21 protein-coding genes and 1 pseudogene are annotated in these 23124 nt (G+C 61.0%); 5 read left to right on the forward strand and 17 right to left on the reverse strand.

Going from position 1 to position 23124, the window contains the following annotated elements; all coding sequences use genetic code 11:
- Positions 1–3: 3 nt before the first annotated feature.
- On the reverse strand, positions 4–1434 hold the full coding sequence (locus tag ACX3OW_RS05430; protein WP_459094702.1) for an aldehyde dehydrogenase family protein: 1431 nt from the start codon (positions 1432–1434) through the stop codon (positions 4–6).
- A gap of 70 nt (positions 1435–1504) precedes the next feature.
- Between ACX3OW_RS05430 and ACX3OW_RS05435 the strand changes: the two genes are divergently transcribed.
- On the forward strand, positions 1505–2539 hold the full coding sequence (locus ACX3OW_RS05435) for a LacI family DNA-binding transcriptional regulator (RefSeq protein WP_459094703.1): 1035 nt from the start codon (positions 1505–1507) through the stop codon (positions 2537–2539).
- Between the two features lie 16 nt (positions 2540–2555).
- On the opposite strand, the gene ACX3OW_RS05440 is transcribed toward ACX3OW_RS05435, so the two are convergent.
- On the reverse strand, positions 2556–4205 hold the full coding sequence (locus ACX3OW_RS05440; protein ID WP_459094704.1) for a Na/Pi cotransporter family protein: 1650 nt from the start codon (positions 4203–4205) through the stop codon (positions 2556–2558).
- A gap of 99 nt (positions 4206–4304) precedes the next feature.
- A complete protein-coding gene (gene yihU / locus ACX3OW_RS05445; RefSeq protein WP_459094705.1) occupies positions 4305–5186 on the reverse strand; it encodes a sulfolactaldehyde 3-reductase in 882 nt (293 codons plus the stop codon).
- A 75-nt stretch (positions 5187–5261) separates the two neighbouring features.
- On the opposite strand from yihU, the gene ACX3OW_RS05450 reads away from it, so the two are divergent.
- The 3 genes and pseudogenes from ACX3OW_RS05450 to ACX3OW_RS05460 all read left to right on the forward strand — a co-directional run.
- Positions 5262–6398, forward strand: coding sequence for a mandelate racemase/muconate lactonizing enzyme family protein (locus ACX3OW_RS05450; protein ID WP_459094706.1), 1137 nt, complete (start codon positions 5262–5264; stop codon positions 6396–6398).
- Between the two features lie 46 nt (positions 6399–6444).
- Positions 6445–7140: a winged helix-turn-helix domain-containing protein gene (locus tag ACX3OW_RS05455; protein WP_459094707.1), complete on the forward strand. Its 696-nt coding sequence runs from the start codon at positions 6445–6447 to the stop codon at positions 7138–7140.
- A 935-nt stretch (positions 7141–8075) separates the two neighbouring features.
- Positions 8076–8584, forward strand: a pseudogene (locus ACX3OW_RS05460) (IS110 family RNA-guided transposase); the annotation flags it as partial.
- 1081 nt (positions 8585–9665) lie between these two features.
- Here ACX3OW_RS05460 and ACX3OW_RS05465 read toward each other — a convergent pair.
- The 10 genes from ACX3OW_RS05465 to ACX3OW_RS05510 all read right to left on the reverse strand — a co-directional run bounded on the left by ACX3OW_RS05465 (position 9666) and on the right by ACX3OW_RS05510 (position 19644).
- A complete protein-coding gene (locus ACX3OW_RS05465; protein ID WP_459094708.1) occupies positions 9666–10421 on the reverse strand; it encodes an SDR family NAD(P)-dependent oxidoreductase in 756 nt (251 codons plus the stop codon).
- A gap of 35 nt (positions 10422–10456) precedes the next feature.
- Positions 10457–11266, reverse strand: coding sequence for an amidohydrolase family protein (locus ACX3OW_RS05470; protein WP_459094709.1), 810 nt, complete (start codon positions 11264–11266; stop codon positions 10457–10459).
- A 13-nt stretch (positions 11267–11279) separates the two neighbouring features.
- Positions 11280–13169, reverse strand: a complete 1890-nt coding sequence (locus ACX3OW_RS05475; RefSeq protein WP_459094710.1) for a bifunctional sugar phosphate isomerase/epimerase/4-hydroxyphenylpyruvate dioxygenase family protein — start codon at positions 13167–13169, stop codon at positions 11280–11282.
- A 3-nt stretch (positions 13170–13172) separates the two neighbouring features.
- Complete coding sequence (locus ACX3OW_RS05480) at positions 13173–14006, reverse strand: SDR family NAD(P)-dependent oxidoreductase (protein ID WP_459094711.1); 834 nt, start codon at positions 14004–14006, stop codon at positions 13173–13175.
- A 13-nt stretch (positions 14007–14019) separates the two neighbouring features.
- Entirely contained in the window at positions 14020–15006 is a 987-nt protein-coding gene (locus ACX3OW_RS05485; RefSeq protein WP_459094712.1) for a C-terminal binding protein, read from the reverse strand.
- A gap of 7 nt (positions 15007–15013) precedes the next feature.
- Positions 15014–15874 carry an isocitrate lyase/PEP mutase family protein gene (locus ACX3OW_RS05490; protein ID WP_459094713.1) on the reverse strand — a complete coding sequence of 287 codons (861 nt, stop codon included), beginning with the start codon at positions 15872–15874 and terminating at the stop codon, positions 15014–15016.
- 79 nt (positions 15875–15953) lie between these two features.
- Complete coding sequence (locus ACX3OW_RS05495; protein ID WP_459094714.1) at positions 15954–16637, reverse strand: GntR family transcriptional regulator; 684 nt, start codon at positions 16635–16637, stop codon at positions 15954–15956.
- A complete protein-coding gene (locus ACX3OW_RS05500; RefSeq protein ID WP_459094715.1) occupies positions 16634–18136 on the reverse strand; it encodes a tripartite tricarboxylate transporter permease in 1503 nt (500 codons plus the stop codon). The genes ACX3OW_RS05495 and ACX3OW_RS05500 overlap by 4 nt, the downstream gene beginning before the upstream one ends.
- A 9-nt stretch (positions 18137–18145) precedes the next feature.
- A complete protein-coding gene (locus ACX3OW_RS05505; RefSeq protein ID WP_459094716.1) occupies positions 18146–18604 on the reverse strand; it encodes a tripartite tricarboxylate transporter TctB family protein in 459 nt (152 codons plus the stop codon).
- A 53-nt stretch (positions 18605–18657) separates the two neighbouring features.
- Positions 18658–19644 (reverse strand): Bug family tripartite tricarboxylate transporter substrate binding protein, encoded by a 987-nt coding sequence (locus ACX3OW_RS05510; protein ID WP_459094717.1) that lies wholly within the window; start codon positions 19642–19644, stop codon positions 18658–18660.
- A gap of 936 nt (positions 19645–20580) precedes the next feature.
- Between ACX3OW_RS05510 and ACX3OW_RS05515 the strand changes: the two genes are divergently transcribed.
- The gene (locus ACX3OW_RS05515; RefSeq protein WP_459094718.1) at positions 20581–20880 is read left to right on the forward strand and encodes a LysR substrate-binding domain-containing protein; all 300 of its coding nucleotides are present in this window, start codon (positions 20581–20583) and stop codon (positions 20878–20880) included.
- Here ACX3OW_RS05515 and ACX3OW_RS05520 read toward each other — a convergent pair.
- From ACX3OW_RS05520 to ACX3OW_RS05535, 4 genes are all read right to left on the reverse strand, one after another.
- Complete coding sequence (locus tag ACX3OW_RS05520; protein ID WP_459094812.1) at positions 20806–20976, reverse strand: hypothetical protein; 171 nt, start codon at positions 20974–20976, stop codon at positions 20806–20808. The two genes, ACX3OW_RS05515 and ACX3OW_RS05520, sit on opposite strands and share 75 nt — an antisense overlap.
- Positions 20977–21192: 216 nt before the next feature.
- Complete coding sequence (locus ACX3OW_RS05525; protein ID WP_459094719.1) at positions 21193–21816, reverse strand: HAD family hydrolase; 624 nt, start codon at positions 21814–21816, stop codon at positions 21193–21195.
- A gap of 67 nt (positions 21817–21883) precedes the next feature.
- Positions 21884–22477, reverse strand: coding sequence for a TadE/TadG family type IV pilus assembly protein (locus ACX3OW_RS05530; RefSeq protein WP_459094720.1), 594 nt, complete (start codon positions 22475–22477; stop codon positions 21884–21886).
- Entirely contained in the window at positions 22474–23049 is a 576-nt protein-coding gene (locus ACX3OW_RS05535; RefSeq protein ID WP_459094721.1) for a TadE/TadG family type IV pilus assembly protein, read from the reverse strand. The genes ACX3OW_RS05530 and ACX3OW_RS05535 overlap by 4 nt, the downstream gene beginning before the upstream one ends.
- Positions 23050–23124 lie beyond the last annotated feature (75 nt).

Raw genomic sequence — 23124 nt, forward strand, 5'->3', positions numbered from 1 at the left:
GCGTTAAGCCTTCACATAGACCGAATGTTCGGAGGTGTAGAATGCAGCCGACGAGGGCCCGACCGAATAGGCACCGACGCCGGAATCCTTGATGCCGCCGAATGGCATGTGATTGTCAGGAATGGTGCCGTGGTTGATGTGAACCATGCCCGTTTCGCATTGGGCGATGAAGCGCTCAACCAGACTCAGCTGATTTGAGAACAACGAAGCGGTCAGGCCATAGCCGACGGAATTCAGCATGTCGAAGGCTTCATCTTCGCTCTGATAGGACAGCACCGAAACGACAGGCCCGAAGATCTCGTCACGTGCAGCAGCGCTATCCGGATCGACATCGCCCAGGATGGTCGGCGCGTAGAAATAACCGTCCGGTGCGGATTCGGGGCGGATACGCGTACCACCGGTCACCACGCGTGCGCCGGCGGCACGCGCCTGCTCGACCACACTCTCGACCTTGTCGAGCTGAGCCCCATGAGACAGCGGCCCCATAGTGACGCCGGGGGCGAAGCCATCGCCAAGCACCTGGGCCTGAGCGAGCTTGGCGATGGCGTCGGTGACAGCCTGCTTGAGTGATGCGTGCACTAGGATGCGGCTGATGGCCGTGCAGCGCTGGCCGGCACACTGGAAAGCCGCACCTGCGACCTGGGCGACCGCAGCGTCGATATCGGTCACGTCATTGATTACCGCGGCGTTCTTGCCGCCCAGTTCCAAGGACAGTTCCAGCAGATTATCGGCTCCGGCGGCGTAGATTGCCTTGCCGGTATTGACCGAGCCAGTGAAGGTGACGCCATGGACGCGACGATTGCGCACCATCCGATCGCCCACCGCGCCCGCCCCGAACGCCAGACTGAGCAGGTTGGCGGGAAGATGCTCGCTGGCACACTCTGCGATAATAGCAGCGGCGGCAGGGGTGAATTCAGATGGCTTGAGGACGATGGCGTTGCCAAAGGCCAGAGCCGGCGCAATCTTGCGCATCGGCGTGAGAATTGGAAAATTCCACGGCGAGATGGCAGCAATAACACCGCGCGGACGGCGCGTTACAGTGTTGCGGAAGCCGGGACGCCACGTGGCCTGCTGCGCATTGCCAACGGACATTGCGTGGCCAAGCATCGCGCGCCCCTCGCCAAGCGACTTGCCCGTTTCGGCGCGTGCCTCGGCAATCGGCTTGCCCTGCTCAAGCGTGATGGATACTGCGATTTCTTCGCCGCGGCGCTCGATGGCATTGAAGAAGCTGGCCATGGCAGCATTGCGCTCAGCCTGAGGTTTCTGGCCCCAGGCGACCTGCGCAGCAGCAGCGGCGGCAAAGCTATTGTCGACGTCCTGCGCGCTGGACACCGCATACAGACCCACAACCTCCTCTGGCCGCGCTGGATTGCGCGTCTCGAACACCCCAGCGGTTCCATTCCCGAACTCATACCTCGCAACGGGCTTTGACATCGCCTGTATTTCCTCTATTACGGCCTAGAATTGGCGTCAATGATAGCGCTACCATATGGAGCTGGTCAATATGAAACCTCTCGTGAAACGCTCACGAAGATCGGGGTCGAACAAGGTCCGCATCGAAGAGGTCGCGCGACTGGCCGGGGTTTCCCCGATCACCGTGTCACGGGCGCTCAACACTCCTGACAAGGTCAATGAAACGACGCGAGCTGCGGTGCTGAAGGCAGTGGAGGATGCTGGTTACATCCCGAACCGACTGGCCGGAAGCCTCGCGTCCAACCGCAGCAAGACTGTGGGCGTCATCGTCCCGACGGTGACTAACTCGATCTTTGCCGACAAGATTCGGGGTCTCAACGATGTGCTGTCGCAGGCTGGTTATCAGATTCTGCTCGGCCAGAGCGGCTATTCGCTGGATGCAGAGGCAGACCTGCTGTCGGCACTGCTCGCACAAAGTCCCAGTGGGGTGGTGCTGACCGGCAGCGCACATTCCCGCCGAACCCACGCCATGCTGGAACGCCGCGGAGTTCCGGTGGTGGAGACCTGGACGGTCGACGACTCCGCAATCGACATGCAGGTGGGCTTTTCCAATGAGGCGGCAGCGTTTGCCGCAGTGACGCATCTGGTGGAAACCGGCTACCGTAAACTGGCGCTTGTCAGTGCGCCTGTCCTGAACAATGACCGCGCCCTCGGCCGGCGCAAGGGCTTCCGCGACGCGGTGGCCCATTTTGGCCTCGGCCAGCCAACGCTGGAATACGAGGTGGAATTCAGCCTGCGCAATGGCGCCAAGGCGTTGCAGCATGTTCTCGAAAGCCAGCCGCAAACCGACGCAATCTTTTTCGCCAACGACATCCTTGCCGCCGGTGGGCTACTGGAATGCCGGCGCCAGGGAATCGATGTACCAACCCGACTGGGTATTGTCGGCTTTGATGATCTGGAAATTGCTGCGGAGATGGTGCCTAGCCTGACAACAGTCGCCGTGCCCCGCTACGAGATCGGCGCGAATGCAGCCCGAATACTGCTCGCCCGGCTCAATGGCGAGCAGATCGAGCCTCGCACTGTGCTCGATTTCCGCATCGTGGCGCGGCAATCCACGCGACGCTAATCGCCAGCACGCTGGCTCAGCCGGCCTGCTTGGATAGCCTGCTGTCGAGCAGATCGCCACTTTGCGCCAATATGGGATAGGCGACACTGGCAAACAGCGAATTGATGTTTTTGAATGTCCTGACGGTCTCAAGATGAATGTTGCTGGTTGACTGGCTTGCTGTGCCGCCCAGTTGCAGACGGCGCAGGTGCTCAGCCGCACTGTCGCGCTCGGCCCGCCCAATCGACTCTTTCTCCACAATGAGCATCCGAGCCGATTCCCGATCCTCGGACATGAAGACATTGAGCGCGAGTTGCATGTTCTGCAGCACGCGATAGTGCAATTCGTTGAGTTCCCGCCAGCCGGCAGGCGAAAACTTCAGCTTTTGATCGCGGCGGGTTTCGGCTAGCTTGAGCAGGTTCTTGGAGATGGAGTCGCCCACATATTCCAGATTGATGGCAAAATGAGACAGCTCATAGCCACGCCGGCTCTCCTCCAGCATGTCGGCTGAATACTGAATCCTGGCGAGGTAGAACTTGATGTCGCGCTGAGCCCGATCTACCGCGGCTTCCATCTGCTTGATCTGCCGGATGCCGTCGGCGTCGCCGGTCTCATAGAGTTCCATCAATGGACCGAACATGCATTCGATGATTTCACCCATGCGGAGCAATTCTCGCTTGGCGCTTGCAAGCGCCAGAGAGGGTGTTTCAATCGCATTGGCATCCAGCCTACTGCCCGCCTCAGGTATGACCTGCTGAGCGGGCCGGACGACGCGCACAAGGCGGCGCATCAGCGACGCCATCAGCCCGATGAGCGGTAGGCAGGTGACCAGGAGGAGCAGGTTGAAGGCCACATGCGCCAGGATCGGCTGAGCAGCCAAAGGACCGAGCGGCAGGTGTAGCACATTGATCAGCAGCAGTAAAAATACAGCGGCAGCGCCCCGGAACAGGAAATTGCCGATGGCCATCTGGCGCGCCACTTCGGTGGCTGTCCGTGTGAGGCCCAGCGCAATGAGACCGCCACCCAGATTGGCGCCCAGAACTAGCGAGATGGCCAGTTCGCCTGGCAAGAAGCCCTGAACAAAGAACGCGGAAACCAGCAGAATGCCAGCAACGCTGGAGTGAATGAGCCAGGTGAACGCAGCGCCGACGATGAAGGCGGTGACGAAATCTGAGGACAGATACTCGACCACGGCCAGCAAGGCGGGTGCCTGTCGTAGGGGTGCGGTGGCTTCCGAGATCATGGTCAGCGAAACGAGGATCAGCGCGATACCAAGCAGGATGCGTCCGGTCTGGCGCAGCAGGCCGCTGCGACCGCGCATAAACAATGCTCCGCCCAGAATCAGCAGGATTGGCGTCAGCCAGTCCAGTTTTACAGACAGCAGTTGGGCGACGATGGCAGATCCCAGATCGGCCCCGAGCATGATGGCAAGCCCGGAGGTCAGCGAGAGCACTCCACTCGACGCAAAGCCTGCGGCCAGCAGAGAGACGGCCGTCGAGCTCTGCAACACGATGGCAATTGACATGCCGATAGCCGCCGCCCTGAGCCTGCCACCACTGCCGTCTCGCAGCAGACGCTTCAAGACCGGTTGATGGCTCCGCTCGACACCGGTGCGAACCATACGAACAGCCCATAGCAGCAGGGAAACAGCGCCGGCCAGTTGCAGAAGTACCACGTAGACGTTCATTTTCTTGCGAGACACTCCTTGTGACGACAGAACGACGATTACGACAAACGGGTGGGGCAGACACACGCTTCCGCGCGGCCTGCCCCACCCGTTTACAGATTATTCTAGACCGGCTTCCGCGCGCTCAGACTGGTAAACGGCCGTCCAGTCCTGCCTGCCGCGACCAACGGTCCGCGCACGGTCATAGGCACCGGTTGCCGCACGGCCGGTCTCAAGGTCGATGCCCAGTTCGGCCGCCAGGTCCATGGCCAATCCCATATCCTTGTGCGCGAGATCGATCATGAAGCCCGGCGCCACGTCGCCCTTAAGAACCTTGGCAGGATAGGTGCTGCCGAAGTGGCCCTGCCCCGCGACAGTTCCCAGCATGACACTGCGCGCAAGCTCGGGAACAAGGCCCGACTTTTCAGCTAGGATCAGCGCTTCACTGGTTAGGCTGTTGAGAGCAATCGACATGAAATTGTTGACGACCTTCATGCGCGAACCCGCCCCCCGTCCACCGCAGTGGATGATGGTATCGCCCATCAGGGACAGAATGGGATTAGCCCGGTCGAAATCCTCGACCGTTCCACCCACCATGATCAGCAGCTTCCCTGCGACGGCATGGCTCTGCTGTCGGCCGACAGGAGCGTCGATCACCGCAACGCCTTGGGTTAGCATCCTGGCTCCGATGCTGTCCGTCTTGCTCGGCGCTATTGTGCTCATATCGATATAGAGCGCGCCCGGCGTCAGGTGCCCGGCAAAACCGTCGGGACCGAAGGCGGCAGCCTCGATATGTGCCGAGTTGGGCAGCATGGTAATGACCACATGAGCACCCCGGACGGCGTCGGCGGCAGTGGCAGCGGCTTCAACGCCAACTTCGGAAAGGCGTCTAACGGCCTCGCTGTTCACATCGAACGCAATTACGGAATGACCGCCCCGAGCGATATTGGACGCCATCGGGGCGCCCATCGTACCTACACCAATGAAGCCAACTCTAGACATCACATCCCTCAACCATTGCAAAAATCTATTAGCAGATTATGGTAGCGCTACCATATGTCAAGTAGGATTTGGAAAATGCCTCATGATGCCGCGGTGAACATCGTCCGTGTTACACCCAGAGTTTTCCGGGCATCGATCGGTGTTCCGATCCAGACCTCATTCGGATTCATGCGCGATCGACCGATGCTGCTGGTGGAAGTCGAGGACGCCAGCGGAGCCGTCGGTTGGGGAGAAGTATGGTGCAATTTTCCCTCGGTCGGCGCAGAGCATCGCGCGCGCCTTATCGATGAGACCATCTCCTCAACTCTGATGCGTGGCCGCTACGAGACGCCACAGGATGCTTTCTCCAAGACCGAGCAGGCCCTGGCGACACTGGCCATCCAGGCAGGTGAACCCGGTCCTCTGGCACAGTGCCTTGCTGGCATTGACATAGCGGTTTGGGATATGGTGGCACGCCGCAACAACGTTCCTATAGCGACGCTGCTCGGCTCGCCGCAGGTCCACTCGGTTCCTGCCTATGCCAGCGGCATCAACCCCAAGGGGGCAAGCGACACGGTGGCACGAGCCCGGCAGAACGGATTTACCGCTTTCAAACTCAAAGTGGGTTTTGGCCAGGAAACCGACCTCGCGAATCTCGACGCCATTCGGAGGGATATGGCCGACGCCGAAATATTGATGGTGGACGCAAATCAGGGCTGGTCATTGGAGCAGGCCCTGAGCATGACTGGCGAATTGCAGCGCTACGGACTGGAATGGCTGGAGGAGCCCTTGAGAGCCGACGCCCCTTTGGCGGCATGGCAGACATTGGCAGGCGAGACCGACCTGGCTCTCGCCGCCGGTGAGAATATTCGAGGCGACGTCGACTTCGAAGCTGTCCTGTCTTTCGACTACCTACGGGTAGTTCAGCCCGACCTCGCCAAATGGGGCGGCTTTAGCCGCTGCGCGCCCTTGGCAGAGAACATCATCGCAGCAGGCCGCCGTTTCTGTCCGCACTGGCTCGGCGGCGGTATCGGCCTCGTCGCTTCGGCGCACCTGCTCGCTCATGCAGGAGGCGATGGCACGCTGGAGGTCGATTTCAATGACAACCCGCTCCGCTCGGCGTTGCTACCGGAAGACGCCCTGCAAGAGGGACGCTTCATTATACCCACGGGCCCCGGCCTGGGGGTCGAACCGGAGCTTGCCGCGCTCTCACCGTTTGCGGTTGGCTACTGAGGCCTATACTATTTGCCAATCAGTCCGGGGGGGGGGCTTGGTTCCAATGAAGATACTTATCGTCGAAGCCGATCCCGATTTCGCAGATTCGCTCCGCGCTGCCTGTGCGCAGCTTGGCTACACGATACAGGCCTGTGGCAACGCAGTCGACGCGAAGCTTCACATGCAGGAACAGCCACCGGATCTGGTCGTGTTGGCCTGGAGCCTGCCCGACACGCCGGGAATTGAACTTTGCCGCCAAATCAGGGCGCGACGCGGTGGTCAGACGTTGCCGGTAATCATGATCTCCGAGCGGACTGATGAAGCAGCACGCGTTCGATGCCTGGAAACCGGTGCAGACGTGGTGCTCACCAAGCCCATTTCCATGGCCGAGCTTCGCGCCAATATTCGGGCAGTGGTGCGCCGCTACCGCCCGTCGCTGATGTCGGACACGCTGCGATCCCAGGGGCTAGAACTCAACCGACTCACGCACCGCGTCCAGTGCATGGGGAATGAGCTAAAGGTGTCTTCCACCGAATTTCGCCTGCTGATGAAGCTGATGGAAAATTCTGGTAAGACACTGTCCCGAAATAGTCTGCTCGACCAAGTCTGGGGCACGGATGCATTTGTCAGCGAGCGAACCGTCGACGTACACATTGCCAGGATTCGAAATATCCTCAAAGGTACCACGGCGGGCGACGCGATCCAGACGATCCGTGGCGCGGGATACATCTTTCAACCGGCAGTCGCGACCGAAGTCTGACCGAGAGTTGTCCACCACGGCAATAGACCTGGTACGCGAGGAACCGAGTTGGAGCGGAACAAATTGATACTCTCTATTCCGTAGCGAAAACCCTGTTGACCTGGGGGCCAACTACAATGTGCATCTCGTTCTGATCGTTGAACTCGAACAGGCATGTGCTCCCGGAAGTTGTCGTTTGCGATGCCGGCCCAGATCTATCGTTAGGTTTGGTAATGGATGCAGTCTGGTGCGAACCAGTCCCCGGTCCCCTTTCCCTGTTCAGACGCTGTCTGTAGGGTGTTTGAGCTATTTATGTGTCTGACGTTGCCCCCAACTTCTATCTGTCATTAGACCCTTTAATTGCGGCGGGTAGTCAATTGGCTCTGTTCTGCCATCGCCGGGGTCATGCTCCTTTCCGAGGTCGCTGCCTATGATGGTGTTCGGGTCGGGCTCCGCACAGCACGGACTGGCCGCCTTCAGCCTAATCAACTAGGTCACCGTAACTACCGTCCTGGCGGGGACATCACGGATCCGCTTGGCGGGCCCCGTGAACTGGTCGGAGCTGCGGGCAGCTCGATTAAGCCATCTTTTCGCTCCCCCTTTCGAACGTGGTGCCGTCAACCCAGATGCAGTGCAAAACTACAGCAAGTGTTATGTGGCGCTGTCATATGCCCCATCGGTGATAGAGATTTCAATGACTTGCCGTGCCGATTGTAAGCTGCTGCGGATCGGCCGGGATCATGCTGTATGCTGGCACAAAACACCCCGGATTGCCTCAGTTTTTGCGCCAGTGAGTCAGTCTGCCGCAGGCTTTTATCCATGTGCATGGCGGTGAGAAGTTAGGCCACGGAGCGTCGGCATTTGCGCTGATGCGGGCGGCGTAAAAGTCGTCCAGTGGTTAGGCTGGTTTCCTTTGCGGGGGCCGCCGGGGATGTTCGCAGTGGAGGTTTATGGGGCGGTTCGCCTTGACGGCCATCGCCGATCAGATCGAGGCGTTGATCGAGCAGATCGACAAACTCGAACGGGCGATTGTCACCGGGGCAAGGCGCGACGAGGATATGCGGCGTCTGGCCACGATACCCGGCGTCGGTCCGATCACGGCCGCGTCCATCAAGGCGCTTGTTCCAGATCCCGGCGGGTTCAAATCCGGCCGTCACTTCGCCGCCTGGCTGGGATTGACGCCGAGGTCTCATTCGAGCGGTGGCAAGGAGCGGTTGGGGGGAATATCGAAGATGGCAATCCGGAGCTCCGCTCCCTGCTCGTCCTCGGCGCGAGCTCTGTCCTGCGACGCGTGCGAGGCAACGATAAAGCGCCGAAATGGCTGAGCGCGCTTCTGGCGCGAAGGCCCTACAAGGTCGTGGCCGTCGCGCTTGCCAACAAGACGGCGCGGGTCATCTGGGCGATTTTAACCAAGGGCGGGACATATCGGGGCCCGGAGCCGGTGAATGGCGTAGCGAGCGCTTGAACCGGAAGTCGGCCAAAACGAACTGACCGGCGCGGTAGCCGGCAGAGGTGAGGTGCACAAAGCAGACGATGATTCCATGGGACGAAATCCCGAGGCGAGAGAGGCCGCTTGTGTCAACGCGCTTAAAGCGCGTGCCGTTGATTAGCCACTCGCATCGCGGACTTCATCGAGGCCCGCGGTTCAAAACCGCGCTGAAAGGCCGAACATATGACCGCACCGTTCCCACGTGATCAAACGTCTGAAAAAAGCCCTTGCCTGGCGGGCCGTTCCACATATGACAAGTCATTGAACGTCGGTCGCGGGGGCCCGACGTCGGGCCAGATCACACCGACCAATGCTAACGTCCAAAAAAGTTCTTGCCATGTGGGTCATCCACAGATGCACAGGTGTGAAGAGAATAAAATGCAACATATCCGAGCAGTATGGAGCAAATTGAAACAATTTGAAGCACGATGGAAAGATGTGGATTTGTCCTAGTGACATCCGACGAAATCGGCGATTTGGTGAGGGCTCCAAGCGAGCAGCTTCGGCGTCGACCGCGGCCGTTTGATGCGGCTCCAGCTTCTGCGCGGACGGCATAAGGGTGCCTACCTGCGCAAGAATTCGGCCAAACGGCATCGTTTGTAGGCGCCGCGCAGCTGTTTTGACCCTGATTGAGCCTGTCGGCACTCTCAGTGCGTGAGGTGTGGTGGCCCTAAAGTACTGGTACTCTGCTGGTACTCTGCTGGTATTTCACTGGTACTTACTGGTATCCACTGGGACCTTGTGGGATCTCCACTAAAGCGGGGCAAGTCCAGGAAGTTACTTCCCCGGACTCCTGGAGCCGCGGCGGCTGGCCGAGAAGGCCTGAAGGCGGGATCCAAGAGGCGGCGAGGCCGGCACTCAAGTACGGCTTACGAGACAATTTGTATAGCTCGGATCATGTTGTGGCTGACGGGAAGCGAACCAGCACTTGGCAGATGCACGTTCAGCGCGGCAGGAGCATTTTTTGGTCGTGCGCTCACGTCCTCAGGGGCTGCACGCCGTGCCGAACCAGTTAGGGAGCATCCCGCGGGGTTACCTGGCAGTTTTTCATCGCTTGCTAGGGCAAGTACATACCGCCGTTCACGTGCAAGATTTGGCCTGTCATATAACTGGCGGCAGAGGAGGCGAGAAAAAGCACCGGCCCGACGCAGTCATCAGGCGTGCCGAGGCGGCCCAACGGAATGGTGGCCTGCATTGCGTGCATGCGCTCTGGAGGAGTCGCGGCGTGAAAGGCTGTTTGTACTACGCCGGGAGAGATGGCATTGACGCGAATGTTGAGGCGCGCCAGGTCACGTGCCATGTGACGAGTCAGGTTGTGCACATAGGCCTTAGCGCTGCCATAGTGGCCCGAACCGCTGCCGCCGCCATCGACACCGGCGATCGAGCCGACATTGATGATGGAACCGCCGCCACGCTTGTCCATATGTGAAACGGCCGCCTGCGATGCAGCAATCACCGGGCGGACATTGAGATCGAGCGCTTCCTCATAGAGTGCGTCATCGAGGTCAAGAAACGGCATGCGACGGATCATGGCTCCAGCGTTGTTAAATAGGATGTCCAGTCCACCCAGGAGCTCAGCTGCCTGGTGAACGACCTTGGCCGGCACGCCGCGCTCAGAGATATCACCTTGAATCAGAAAGGCCTTTCCGCCACTGGCGATGATGGCGTCGGCGGCGGCCTGAGCAGCCGCTTCGCCGCGATTGTAGTGGAGCGCAACATGGGCGCCCTGCGCCGCAAAGGCCGTTGCCACGGCAGCGCCGATCCCACCGCTGGCGCCCATGACAAGAGCGAGCTTGCCGTCAAAATTCATCATGATTGGTTGTCCTCGATAGGTTGGGTGCGCCGGGCTCAAAAGCCGAACAGACGCTGTGGGTTGTCGGTCAAAATCTTGTTACGCTGGCCGGAGTTGGTCGTTGCGGTCCCGAGCCAGTGCAGGCCATGCTGGGGGCTTGGGGTCGGCGACACGTTGAGGTGTGGCCAGTTGCTCGACCAGAGGCACCGGTTAGGCGCCTGGGCGACGAGGCGGCGCGCCAGAAGCGGCGGCTCGGCGCATTCCTCTGGCGTATTGGGTGCGGTGAGCGACACCCAGAAGTTGTCGCGTTCCACGAGCTCGAGCAGGGTGGTGATTTCGGGGCCATCAGGGTCGAGCGTTGCTGGGAAGGTGGTGGGATAGACATCCATCAGTACCTCGACCGGCAAAGAAGCCAGAAGCGGCGCATAGTCGACGATCTGACGACCATCCATCTGCACCTTGAGGTGCCAGCCGAGACTGGCAACGCGTTCGGCGACAGGAAGCATGTCATCCCGGCCCAGCACGCCAGCAAACATCATGAAGCGAACACCCCGCGCGCCGCGCCGGTGCATATCGGTGAGGGACTGCTCGTCGATATCTGCGGGAATGACGACGGTGCCGCGTCCGCTACCGCCCAGGGCATCAAGGCTGGCCAGCAGCAAACTATTGTCAAAGCCATAGCCGCTAGCCTGGGAGATCATGACGTGCGCTAGACCCAGTTCGACCTGTAGGGCGCGATAGGCGGGGAGCGGAGCATCGGGCAGCGTACCGGTGAAGCCGGGGCGAGGTGCCCAACCGGGTTCAAAGACATGGATGGCGCTATCGCAGGCGCCTGGGGGCAAGGCGAGCAGGGTGGTTATGGGCATAGGGTCTCTGGTTCTAACGACGCGGTAAATCGGCTTGCCGGATGAACTGGTGCTGGGCGGCGATGCGAAAGATAGCGTTGGGTGCGCCATAGCCCTGATAGAGGCGGCGTTCTACAATCTCGAAGAAGAAGGCGCCGCCGATCAACGGGCTATAGAGCTGGAGATAGCTGCCCTTGTCATCCTCGTCGTAGAGGATTTGGTATTGGCGCAGCGCCGCCACGAAATCTGGTGCGAGCCCGAAACGGGCTTCCACATCGTCGTAATAGTTGGGGGAGATGGTGAGCGGGGTAAAGCCATTGCTGGCCATGGCTGCTGCGGTGGCAAAGATATCGTTGGTGCTGAAGGCCAGATGCTGGATACCCGCGCCAAAGCTCTCGGAGACGAAATAGCCGGCAAGCGTCGAGCGGTTTTCCGCCCCATTCATGGTGATGCGCAGGCTGCGCGCGTCATTCTCGATGACCTGACTGCGCACCAGCCCGGCGGGGTCGATAATGTCGACGGGCGGAGTTTTGTGTGCGTCAAGGATTGAGGTGTAGAAGAGCTGCCAGGCGGCCAGTTCATCATAGGGCATGGACTGGGCCACGTGGTCGATGCCGACCATGCCGGCGGCCCTGGCCGCAGGATCGGGGGCAACGGTGGTGAACTCCCGCTGCCAGAGATCGGCCTGCTCACCCTTGCCATCGAAGAAATACACCAACCCGCCGCCAACACCGCGCACCGCAGGCAGGCCGATATTGCCGTGCCCCGCCGGCTGCAGGAAGGGCTGGGCGCCCATGACTTCGGCCCGGACAACGGCTGCGTCCGCGTTATCGACCTTGAGTCCCAGTGCGTAGGCCGAAAGGCCGCGGCTCAAAAATGTCGTACGGGCGAAGCCCGCGCGATCGGTATTGACCACGATGTTGATGCCGCCCTGGCAATAGTGGGCGACCTGCTTGCTGCGATGTTGGCCGGCATGCTGGAAACCCATGGCTTTGAGCAGGGAAGTCAGCTGGGCGGAAGCGGCTTCATCGGCGGTGAATTCGACGAACTCGACCTTTTCTACGGCAATCGGCGGCGGCATGGCCGGAACGCGCATCGCCGAGCTTGGTTCGGCGCGCTTGACCACATCCATCAGGTTCATCAGCGAGCGCTGGCCGTCGACGGCAATGGTCTTGTTGTTGGCGGCGCGGTACTGATCGTTGAAGATTTCGAGCGAGATCACCCCATCATAGCCGGTGGCTGCGACCGCCCGCATGAAGTCGACCACGGGCAGGTCACCCTCGCCGGGCATGTTGCGGTAGTGGCGACTCCACTGGAGCAGGTCCATGTCGAATTTGGGCGCATCGGCCAGCTGCACGATGAAGATCTTGTCGGCCGGAATGGAGCGGATCGAATCGACGTCAATGCCGCGTGACAGCGTGTGGAAGCTATCGAGGATGATGCCGATATTGGGGTGGTTGGCTCGACGCACCACTTCCCAGGCATCGCGATGATCGTTGATATGGCGGCCCCAGGCCAGGGCTTCATAACCGACGCGCAAATTGCGCCGGGCAGCGCGTTCACCCAGTTCGGCGAAATCTGCGGCGATCCGGTCTATGCCGCCAAGGGCGACAGGAGAGGTACTGGAACAAACCAGCATCAGCTCGGCGCCCAGCTCTTCCATCACATCGAACTTGCGTTCGGCGCGATCCAGCGCGCGGCTGCGATAGGGCTCGGGCATGCCCTCGAAATCACGGAAGGGCTGGAACAGGGTGAGTTCGAGTCCCGCATCGCGCACCATCTGGCCCACCTCGCGCGGCGAGGCATCGAACACCAGAAAGTCGTTCTCAAATATCTCGACACCATCGAACCCGGCGCCGGCAATGGCGTCGAGTTTGCTGGCCATATCACCGCTAATTGAAACGGTCGCGATTGAGGTTCTCATCTGTCAGACCTGCGGGCCGGTCGCGGAAAAGGGAACAATCGGACCGACGTCTTCCCCGGGATTGCCGTTGATCGAATAGCCGCCATCGACGGCCCAATCCGCGCCGGTGACAAAGCCCGAAGCAGGCTCGGCGAGGAAGCGGATGACCCGGGCGATTTCCTGAGCCTCGGCCCAGCGACCGACAGCCGAGCGGCCGGCAAACATGGCGTAGTCGATCGTGCCGAGCCGGACTTTCTCGCGCAGCACCGCAGTGAGTACATAGCCGGGCGACACCGAATTGACGGTGATGCCGCTACGGGCATTCTCCATGGCGAGGCCCCGTGTTAGGCCAGCGATAGCGGCTTTGGCGGTGGAATAGGCGGTGCGGCGGGCCAATCCGACATGGCCGATGACCGACGAAAGATTGATGATCCGGCCGAACCCGTGCTCGCGCATGTCGGGAATGCAGGCGGCCGCCACGATGGCCGGGCCGCTGACATGGACCGAAAGCATCCGATCGAAATCGCTTTGCGGCAGGGTGTGGTGATCGGCTGAGACGCGCTGCATGATGCCGGCATTGTTGACGAGGATGGTGATCTTGCCCAACGCCGCAACGGCCTGGTCTCGTGCGGCGAGAACCGATGCCGCGCTGGTCACATCCATGGCCACACTGATGGCGCTGACGCCATAGGTGGTGGCGAGATGCTGGGCCAGGGCTGCGGGAGCGGACAGGTCCGCCAGCACTATGTCAGCGCCATGCGCCGCCATCTCTTCGGCGGTTGCCTGGCCAATACCGCCTGATGCACCGGTAATAAGCGCAACCTGACCGCTGAGGGAGCCTTGTGCTGGTCGAGACATGTCCGCCCTCCGCTTACTTCAGGTCGCTGACGCTGACGCGGACAGCCGGATTGGCCAGGTAGGTGGGGAACCGGCCCTGCAGCACATCGACCACGTTCTGAGCCGTCTTGGTGCGGATTTCGAGCTCGGAATCCTCGGAATACCAAGCGGCGTGCGACGTCATGATCACGTTGTCCATAGCCTTGAACGGGTGATCAGCCCGAACGGGCTCCTGCTCGAACACATCGAGACCCGCGCCGGCGATCTTGCCGGCCTGGAGCGCGGCGATCAGCGCCTGCTCGTCGATCACCGGACCGCGCGCGGTGTTGATGACGATGGTCGATGGCTTCATCAGCTCGAAATGGCGGGTGGTCAGCAGGTGCTGGGTTTGGGGCAGCAGCGGCACGTGGACCGACACGAAGTCGGAGCGGGCGCAGAGCGTGTCGAGGTCGACCAGATCAACGCCCATCTCGCGGGCCTTGTCCTTGTTGGCGTAGGGGTCGAACGCGATGACCTGAACGCCGAAGCCCGCCATCTTGGCAGCAACGCGCTGGGCGATATTGCCAAAGCTGACGAGGCCAAGGGTGCGGCCGCGCACGCGGTAAAGCGGCTTGACCAGCGTATAGTCCCAGACACCCTTTTTGACGGCATCGTTGAACTTGGTGATGCCCCGCGCTAGCGATAGCAGCAGCGCGATGGCGTGGTCGGACACTTCTTCGAGCGAACCATCGGGCACGTTGCCGATGCAGATGCCGCGCGCCGTAGCGGCGGCCACGTCGATGGTATTGAGGCCGATGCCGTAACGCGAGATGACACGGCACTTGTCGAGCGAGGCGATCACGCGCGGGGTCAACTGGGCATACTGGTTGAGCAGGCCGTCAGCATCGGCGCAGGCCGCGATCAGTTCGTCCTCGGTTCTGGCCTGGTGTGGTGTCAGCGTGAAGCCGGCCTTGGCCATGACCGCGATCTCGGGCGCGAGATTGGGAAATTCGCTGTCGGTAACAACAATCTTGAAAGTCATCGAAAAATCAGGCTCCGAAACGGTCGTCGAGGGACTTGTGGAAGTCGAGGCCCACAATCTCGCTGAACTCGGCATAGCTGTGCTGGCTGCCGACCTTGGCAGGCGTGCCCTCAGCCTTGAGGCTGCTGAGGGCCTGGGCGACGGCGTGCGTGGCGGTGAACAGGGCGGTAACGGCGTAGAATACGACCGAGAAGCCCATTTCTTGCAGGTCTGCGGCGGTCAGCGCCGTGGTCTCGTTGCCATCCACGATCGAGACGACCTTGGGGCCCTTGACCGCCTTTGCGACGGCTTCGACTTCGGCGATCTTCTTGATGCCGTCCACGAACACCAGATCGACACCGGCGTCCTGATACATGTGGGCGCGGCGGATGGCTTCTTCGGCGCCTACGGCGGGCATGGCGTCAGTGCGGCCAATAATCACCAGATCATCATTGCCGCGCGCCTCGATGGCAGCCTTGAGGCGCAGCACGTTCTCGTCGGCGTCCATCAGCTTGACGCCGGCCATCTGACCGCAGCGCTTGGGGGCGACCTGATCTTCCAAATGGATCGCGGCGACGCCGGCCTGGATATATTCGCGCACTGTACGGTGGATATTGGAGGGGCCGCCATAGCCGGTATCGGCGTCGGCAATGATCGGGATGTCGACGGCGCGCACCATGTTGCGGGCGTGCTCAGTCATTTCCGTCTGCGAGAGCAGGCCGATATCGGGCATGCCCAGACGGCTGGCGGTGGCGCCGAACCCGGTCATGTAGATAGCATCAAAGCCGGCCCGCTCAACGAGCTTGGCGGTGATGGAATCGGGGGCGCCGGGGGCCATGATGATCTGCGGTCGGGCCAGCAGGTTCTTCAGCTTTTGTGCTTGGTTCATCTTTGGTATCCTTGGGGTACAGGCGTGACAAGGTGAGCACGCGTCAGTCGCGCGCAGTCATCTATTTGAATTTTCTAGGTTATTTCTGTGGTGTGGGGCTCGTTGCCTCCAAGGCGCTCACATAAATTGCACCGGTGCGGTCCACGTGCAGATCCATCACTTCGCGGAAACCCTTCACATCGCCCTGTTCGACCAGATCGACGAACTGGTTGTGTTCGGCAAAGGAAATCTCGCGCAGGGATTCAATTGGGCGGGTCAGATGGTGGCGCAGTGCCGCGATCTGTCCGGCAACCAAAGCGTAGGCATCGGCGATGAAGGGATTACCCGAGAAATCGACGAAGGCCTGATGGAAGTTGGTGTCCAACTTGCCATACAGCACGGCGTCATGGTTCTCGCGCGCCTGGCCCATGGCCGCAACAGTCGTGCGGAGGCTCGCGACCAGACTGGCCTTATTGCGCTGGATGGCGAGTTCCATCGCGTTGACTTCGGTCAATTTGCGAAATTCGCACATCAGCACAACGTCTTCGACGGTCGGAATGAAGACCTGGCTCCCGCGCTTGGGCTGAACCGTGACCAGCCCCTGCATCTGCAGGATTACCAGGGCGTCTCGGACGGGGGTGCGGCTAACGCCGAAACTCTCCGCCAGCTTCTCCTCTGCTATGCTCTCGCCCAGTCCGATCTCGCCATCGATGATGGCGCTGCGCAGGCGCACGGCAACCATCTCGGCGAGTGAGCGCGGCTGCTCAAGCTTCATGTCCTTCATACTGCGGCCTCCCTGCGGCGAGCCTTCTTGTACAGCTTGAACAGCACAGGTGTGAACCATAGTGCCAAAGTCAAAACACCAAGGCCGGCGGCAATCGGACGCTCGAAGAAAGGAGCGATGGAGTTGTCACCCTTGATCAGGGACGTAATCATGTTGCGCTCTACCAGCGTCCCCATGACCAGGCCGAGTACGGCCGGGGCAACGGGTATCTCGTTTTCTTCCATCAGGTAGGCGAGAACGCCGACGACCAGCATGACGACAATCGAGGTGACCGACAGGTCGATGGCAAACGAGCCGACGATGGCAAAGCCCAAGATCAACGGCGCGAGGGCCGTCTTGGAGATCTTGAGGACTGGAGCGGCCACGATGATCGCGAGGATCCCGAGGGGCACCATCATCAGATTGGCGAGCATGAACACCATGAAAATGGCATTCACTTCGACGGCGTTGTTGATGAACACCATCGGGCCGGGATTGAGCCCTTTGACATAGAGCACGCCGATAACGATGGCGGTGATCGAGTCGCCGGGAATGCCGAAGACCATTGCCGGGACATAGGCACCGCTGAGAGCCGAGTTATTGGCAGCCCCAGAATCGACCAGGCCTTCTTCATAGCCGGTGCCGAATTTTTCCGGGTTCTTGGAGAATTTCTTGGAGACCGCGTAGGTGATCCACGCGGCAATGTCGGACCCGGCGCCCGGCAGAATGCCGATCAGCGTGCCGAGCACAGATCCGCGGGCGAGATTGCCTTTGAACTTCCACAGCGTCGAGCCCAGGCCCCGGAACAGCTCGGATACCTTGCTGATCGACTTTGCCTGCTCGACATTGTCGCGATGCACGAGCGCCCGAATGACTTCGGGTATGGCGAAAAAGCCAATCAAGGCGGGCACGAACGAGATGCCGCTAAGCAGCGATTCCTGGCCATAGGTGAAGCGCGGATAGCCCGAGCTGCCGTCGAGACCGACCGATGCGATCAGCAGGCCCACGCAGAGCGACATGACGCTTTTGACGATGGAGCCGGTGCCCAGCATGATGGCGGCGCTCAGCCCGAGCAGGGCCAGCCAGAAATACTCGAACGAGGTGAAATTCAGCGAAACTTCTGCCAGTTGGGGGGCCGCGATCATCAGCACCAGCGTGCCGAATACGCCGCCAATTGCCGACGTGATCACGCAAAGACCAAGCCCGAGGCCGGCCTTGCCCTTCTGGGACATCTTGTAGAGATCATCGACATAGGCCGCCGAGGCCGCCGTACCGGGAATGCGGATCAGCGCAGTGGGAATGTCGGATGCGAAAATGGCCATGGCCGACATGGTCACGATGGCGCCGATAGCGGGAACAGGGTCCATGTAGAAAGTGACAGGCACCAGCATGGCGGTAGCCATGGTTGCCGAAAGTCCCGGAACGGCGCCGATGAACAGGCCAAACAGTGCGCAAACCAGCATGACCGTCAGGTTGAACGGGTCGAAGACCAGCGGCAGGGCGTTGATGATATTTTCCATGCCGTGCTCCTAGAACAATGGGCCAGTGGGAAGCGGGACCAGCAGCAGCTTGGCCATGGCGTAGTAGACGACGCCGACAAAGCCGAGCGAGACGGCAATCCAGACCAGCGAGCGATAGCCCTGCACCCAGTAAAGGGCGATCAGGATGACCGAGCCGCCGATTATGAAACCAATTTGTTCGAAAAAGATCGCCAGCAGCAACGACCCCAAAATCGCGATGCCGGCGGCGATAGCGCGCTTGGGATGGCGCCAGCCTTCATCGAACTGAACCAGACGGCCGGCACCAGCCATGAGGCCCTTGCCGCTGATGATGAGCCCTCCAAGGATGAAGATGCCGCCGAAAACCATCGGAAAGGTACCCGGTCCGATGGCCTGTCCGGGCATGCCCGGGAAACTCGCCGCCTGCCAGACCGTGGTAATGCCAAGCGCGATAAAAACCAGCCCCAGAAGGCCATCATGAATACGCATCGTATCCCTCCCGTTTGGGCAGGGAGGCCGCCAGAGGCGGCCTCCGCCAAGACTTATTTCGCCAGGCCAACGGCCTTGAGGGTCGTGCCCATCTGAGCATCGGACTGCGCCATGAAGGCTTCGAAGTCAGCGCCGGCAGTCCAGCGCATGTCATAGCCACGCGCCGCCATGAAATCGGTATATTCGGTCTGCTGCAGCACCTTGCCGATGGCGGCCTGAAGCTTTTCGACGATTGCCGCGTCCACGCCTGCCGGGGCGACGATGCCGCGCCAAGACCCCAGCGTGAAATCAACGCCGGTCGCTTCGGTGAAGGTCGGCACGTCTGGGGCATCGACGCTGCGCTCGGCGCCGAAGATGGCGATCGGCCTGATGCGGCCGGCATCCATTAGGGCCTGACCTTCGGGGAGCGACGCGGTGACGAAGTGCACGCCGCCTGCTGCGAGATCCTGCAGGCCTGGCGCTGCGCCTTCCGACGGCACCCAGGCAACGCGGGTCACCGGGATTTCCAGCGCGTTGAGCATGCCGGCGACGGCTAGGTGGTTGACGCCGCCCTGGGCGGAGCCGGAAGCCTTGAGCTCGCGATCCCCGCTGGACTTGATGGCTTCGATCAGGGCGTTGGTGTCGGCATAGGGACCATCGACGCGCACGAAGATAGCGGCCGGATCGGCATTGTAGAGCCCGATCGGGGTGAAGTTCTGATAGGTGATTTCGGTCAGGCCCTGATAGTGCATGCCGCCGATTTCGAGCGTCGCGATGCCGAGGGTGTAGCCATCAGCCTTTGCATTGGCGATGGCCGAGTGGCCAACCACGCCCGAACCGCCGGTGCGGTTTTCTACGGGAACGGGGACGCCCAGTTCCTTTTCCAGCAGGGTCGCGATGATGCGGGCCGTGGCGTCCGTTCCGCCGCCTGCGCCCCACGGTACGATCATGGTTACCGGCTTGGTAGGAAAATCCTGCGCCAAGACAGCAAACGACGATGAGAAAATGGTGGCTGCAGCGAGCCCGGCGACAAATGTGCGACGCTTCGAGAACAGGGTCATGTATTCCTCCCGGAAATATTTTTCCGCGATTGCTTCGTTCGCAATCACGCTTGCATGCAGGATACTGCATACATAAACAAGAAATGTCAATGCAGGTATGCGCTGCACGCATCGCAGCGAGGTGACTGGGCGTCGAGCTTAAACTGGTGGTGCTGACGGGCGCCAACCGGGTGTTCCCGTCAGCACCCATGGCCGCCAGTTCTGGGCGGCCCTAGTTGGGCGCAAACGTGACATCTCGCCCATCCTGTCAATCGGCGCCGGATAAGGCCCCTTATTGGCGCCGAAAAGGCTCAAAGCCGTCCGACACGTTCTGGCCCCCATCCGGTTATCCCCGGCACTCACCCAGCCCGTTGCGGCCGACGAGGTTGCCGGGACGCTGGCCCAGATCACCATGCGCCCGCCTGTCAATGGCATCATCGAACTGGCGGGGCCGGAGCCTTTCCGACTGAGCGATATTGTGGGTCGCGTTCTGGCGGTCAACCGCCCCGACCGCCGCGTCGCCGCCACGCGACCGGGATTCGACGCGGTGATCGCAGATCGCATCGAGCGGCACGGATTTTCAAGCGCCCTGGATCGCGTGGCGCTGCCTGGGTTGTCCCGAGGCCGATTATGGCGCTCGACGCACCAGCCAGCGAGCGCTGGCTGGTGGGCGCCTTCGTCGCCTTCTTGGACGGTTGGCTCAAGGATCGCGTCCAGCTTCGGCCGCGCCACCGGCTTGCTCCGCGATTGGCCCTGGGGGCAGCGAGAACCGTCACATCCTCAGCACACTATCCTGGGCTCAGCCCAAATACCCGAGCACTTTCCGCCGGCTGCGTCCTTCAGCGAACACAAACCGCCGACTGCTGCATAAACCTCCACTGCAAACATCTCCGACGGGCCCCGCAAAGAGGACGGTCTAGCCACTGGAGGGCTTTTGCGCCGCCCGCATCAGCACAAATGCCGAGGCTCCGTGGCCTAACTTCTCACCGCCCTGCACGCCCGCGACTTCTGTGCAGCAATTTCGACCTTCTGCATGCGGCCGCGTTGGACGGCGTCGGCGTAGCGATGTTGCCGGACTACATCGTGCGACGACCCCTTGCCAGCGGGAGCCTGCTCCATATTCTGCCTGATTGGAGCTCACAGCCTGGCACGATACAGGCGGTTTTTTCCGCGCGAAAAGGCTTAGTGCCGGCTGTTCGCGCGCTCATTGACTACCTCGCCATAGAGGTCCCCAGGAAAGTCGCCAGTGAGGCGTAATTTCGGATCGTCGCGCGCGACCTGCCAGAACTCGTATTGCGCACCGATACGACGCTGGCGGGCGTCACGACCGATCACATCGGTTTCTACGTCCACTGGCTTGCAATGTGCGTATCTCTGTATATCCCCGCTCTTCTGCTGCGCTGCACCCCGCCATGAAGCCCTTCCATGCCCGATGCATCCTTCACTTGTGCATAACAAGGTGCAGTGTTATGACTTTCGATAGCAGCGTAACCCATTGATATTGCTACGGTGAATGGCTGAATTTCTCCCACAAGGGGAGAAGGGAGGCATCGTGGATAGTGGCTAGAATTACTTCGCCTTGAGCGGCAGGCCGAGCGCGATCAGTTCCTGGCGCAGGGCCTTGGGGTCGGTGAAGTGGATGCCGTGCATGCCGAAGCGGCGGGCCGAGACGATATTGGACTCGCTATCGTCGATGAAGACGCAGCTTTCCGGCGCCAGGCCATAGCGCTCGCAGAACACGCGATAGATGCGCGGATCGGGCTTTACCAGCCCTTCGAGGCCCGACACCACCACGCCATCGAATTTCTCGAGGAACGGCCAGTCCGGCAGGCAGCTCACCCACTTCTCCCAGGAGAAATTGGTGATGGCGAAGGTGGGGACTTCCTGCTCGACCAGCTCGTTATGGATGTCGATGGTGCCGTGGATGAAGTCACCCATGGTTTCTTTCCAGCGCAGGTCGAAGGCCTGGATTTCGCGCCAGTATTTGGGGAAGCGGGTGATCAGCTTGGCCACGCCTTCCGAGTAGATCTCGCCGGCGTCGAATTCCAGGTTCCAGTCCAGGGTGCAGATATTGTCCCGGAACCACAGCGCATCCTCTTCGCTGTCGAAGAGCTTGCGGAACAGGTACATCGGGTTCCAGTCGACGAACACGCCGCCAAGATCAAATACCGGGACAATCGTATCGTCGTTCATTGCTTTACCGCCAGACAGGAAGGGAATGCCGGCTTGTGCCATGCAGGGCTAGCCGAGGCAAGCCGGGCTATTTGAACGCGATGCTGCCACCAAAGCGCGGCATGAAGAAATTTTCGCGGTGCAGCTGCACCGGTAGCTCGAACACGATGCCATACAGCGGCAGATAGCTGTAGCTGACCTCGGAGACGATGACGGAGACGCTGGCGGCATCCTTTTTGGCGATCGCGACCATGGCGGCCGGCAGCGGATAGGTTGCGCCCTTGGCATAACCTTGGCCCATGATGAACGCCTCGCCGTTATGATCGTAGCGCTGCGACCAGTCGACCGTTGCCTTGCCGTCGGGCGCGACATTCACCTGCGACAGCACCTGGTGCAGCTCATTGGCCGGATAGGGCGTCATGATGGCGCTGGCGGCGCGGAAATAGTCGTCCAGCTGGTCCCGCGACAGCGAGGTGTCGGTCCGCGCCACCAGATCGCCCAGCGTGCCGGTGACCGATTGCACCCGCCGGTCCATGGAAATCAGCGCGCTGGCCTCCACTGAGCCGATATAGATCATCAGCATGATCGGCAGGATCAGGGCGAATTCCACCGCCGCCACGCCCTCTTGGGCTTTGGGCAGGCGGCGCAGCAGAGCCAGCAATTTGCGACCGGCCGCGCTCATGAAAAGGGCTCGTTGCTGAACACGGCAACCGCGCCCATCAAGCGTTTGCCGCCGGGCCGATCAGCCAGGTTCATCCCGGCCAGATTGAGGATCACCGGCCATTTGTAATAGACCTGAACCACGGTGATTTCCTTGCCCATGCCCGGCGCGTAAACCTCATCGCGGGTCCATTTGTCACATTCGGGCTTGTCGCAGTTCGGGTCGATCGGCGGCTTGATATCGGCAGCGGCAAAGCTGGAGAGGGTTTGAACTTCGATATGCAGCCCGTCGCAATCGGAGTAGAGGCCAAACAGCCGGTCACACACGCCCTTGCGGAAGTCGGTGAGGGTGTATTTGGCGTTCTGCGCCTGCCCGGTGCGCAACAGCCGGCTGACATCATGCACGGCGCTGTCGAGCACCTGCCCGGACAGGAACACGACCGAAGTCTCAAGGATGGCGCCAAGAATGGCGAAAAAGGGCAAAGCGAGCAGGCCGACTTCAACGGCGGTCGCGCCGGCCTCGTTGCGCAGGAAGTCGCGCCGCCGTCGGGGCAGCACGGCATTTCCGATAAGCGAAGCGATCCGTCCGGCCATGGTCCACGCTCGGTTACAACGCGCCGAACCTAGCCTGCCATGGCTAATCGATAGTTAGGATCGCCGAGCCGGCGG

This window comes from Devosia sp. A449, from assembly GCF_054489375.1.

Excerpts from the sequence above, each read along its gene's own strand:
- ACX3OW_RS05430 (WP_459094702.1), bottom strand. The coding sequence starts at position 1,434 with ATGTCAAAGCCCGTTGCGAGGTATGAGTTCGGGAATGGAACCGCTGGG.
- ACX3OW_RS05480 (WP_459094711.1), bottom strand. The coding sequence starts at position 14,006 with ATGTCTCGACCAGCACAAGGCTCCCTCAGCGGTCAGGTTGCGCTTATT.
- yihU (WP_459094705.1), bottom strand. The coding sequence starts at position 5,186 with ATGTCTAGAGTTGGCTTCATTGGTGTAGGTACGATGGGCGCCCCGATG.
- ACX3OW_RS05510 (WP_459094717.1), bottom strand. The coding sequence starts at position 19,644 with ATGACCCTGTTCTCGAAGCGTCGCACATTTGTCGCCGGGCTCGCTGCA.
- ACX3OW_RS05435 (WP_459094703.1), top strand. The coding sequence starts at position 1,505 with ATGAAACCTCTCGTGAAACGCTCACGAAGATCGGGGTCGAACAAGGTC.
- ACX3OW_RS05535 (WP_459094721.1), bottom strand. The coding sequence starts at position 23,049 with ATGGCCGGACGGATCGCTTCGCTTATCGGAAATGCCGTGCTGCCCCGA.
- ACX3OW_RS05505 (WP_459094716.1), bottom strand. The coding sequence starts at position 18,604 with ATGCGTATTCATGATGGCCTTCTGGGGCTGGTTTTTATCGCGCTTGGC.
- ACX3OW_RS05525 (WP_459094719.1), bottom strand. The coding sequence starts at position 21,816 with ATGAACGACGATACGATTGTCCCGGTATTTGATCTTGGCGGCGTGTTC.
- ACX3OW_RS05440 (WP_459094704.1), bottom strand. The coding sequence starts at position 4,205 with ATGAACGTCTACGTGGTACTTCTGCAACTGGCCGGCGCTGTTTCCCTG.
- ACX3OW_RS05515 (WP_459094718.1), top strand. The coding sequence starts at position 20,581 with ATGCCGAGGCTCCGTGGCCTAACTTCTCACCGCCCTGCACGCCCGCGA.
- ACX3OW_RS05495 (WP_459094714.1), bottom strand. The coding sequence starts at position 16,637 with ATGAAGGACATGAAGCTTGAGCAGCCGCGCTCACTCGCCGAGATGGTT.
- ACX3OW_RS05530 (WP_459094720.1), bottom strand. The coding sequence starts at position 22,477 with ATGAGCGCGGCCGGTCGCAAATTGCTGGCTCTGCTGCGCCGCCTGCCC.
- ACX3OW_RS05465 (WP_459094708.1), bottom strand. The coding sequence starts at position 10,421 with ATGATGAATTTTGACGGCAAGCTCGCTCTTGTCATGGGCGCCAGCGGT.
- ACX3OW_RS05490 (WP_459094713.1), bottom strand. The coding sequence starts at position 15,874 with ATGAACCAAGCACAAAAGCTGAAGAACCTGCTGGCCCGACCGCAGATC.
- ACX3OW_RS05485 (WP_459094712.1), bottom strand. The coding sequence starts at position 15,006 with ATGACTTTCAAGATTGTTGTTACCGACAGCGAATTTCCCAATCTCGCG.
- ACX3OW_RS05450 (WP_459094706.1), top strand. The coding sequence starts at position 5,262 with ATGCCTCATGATGCCGCGGTGAACATCGTCCGTGTTACACCCAGAGTT.
- ACX3OW_RS05455 (WP_459094707.1), top strand. The coding sequence starts at position 6,445 with ATGAAGATACTTATCGTCGAAGCCGATCCCGATTTCGCAGATTCGCTC.
- ACX3OW_RS05500 (WP_459094715.1), bottom strand. The coding sequence starts at position 18,136 with ATGGAAAATATCATCAACGCCCTGCCGCTGGTCTTCGACCCGTTCAAC.
- ACX3OW_RS05470 (WP_459094709.1), bottom strand. The coding sequence starts at position 11,266 with ATGCCCATAACCACCCTGCTCGCCTTGCCCCCAGGCGCCTGCGATAGC.
- ACX3OW_RS05475 (WP_459094710.1), bottom strand. The coding sequence starts at position 13,169 with ATGAGAACCTCAATCGCGACCGTTTCAATTAGCGGTGATATGGCCAGC.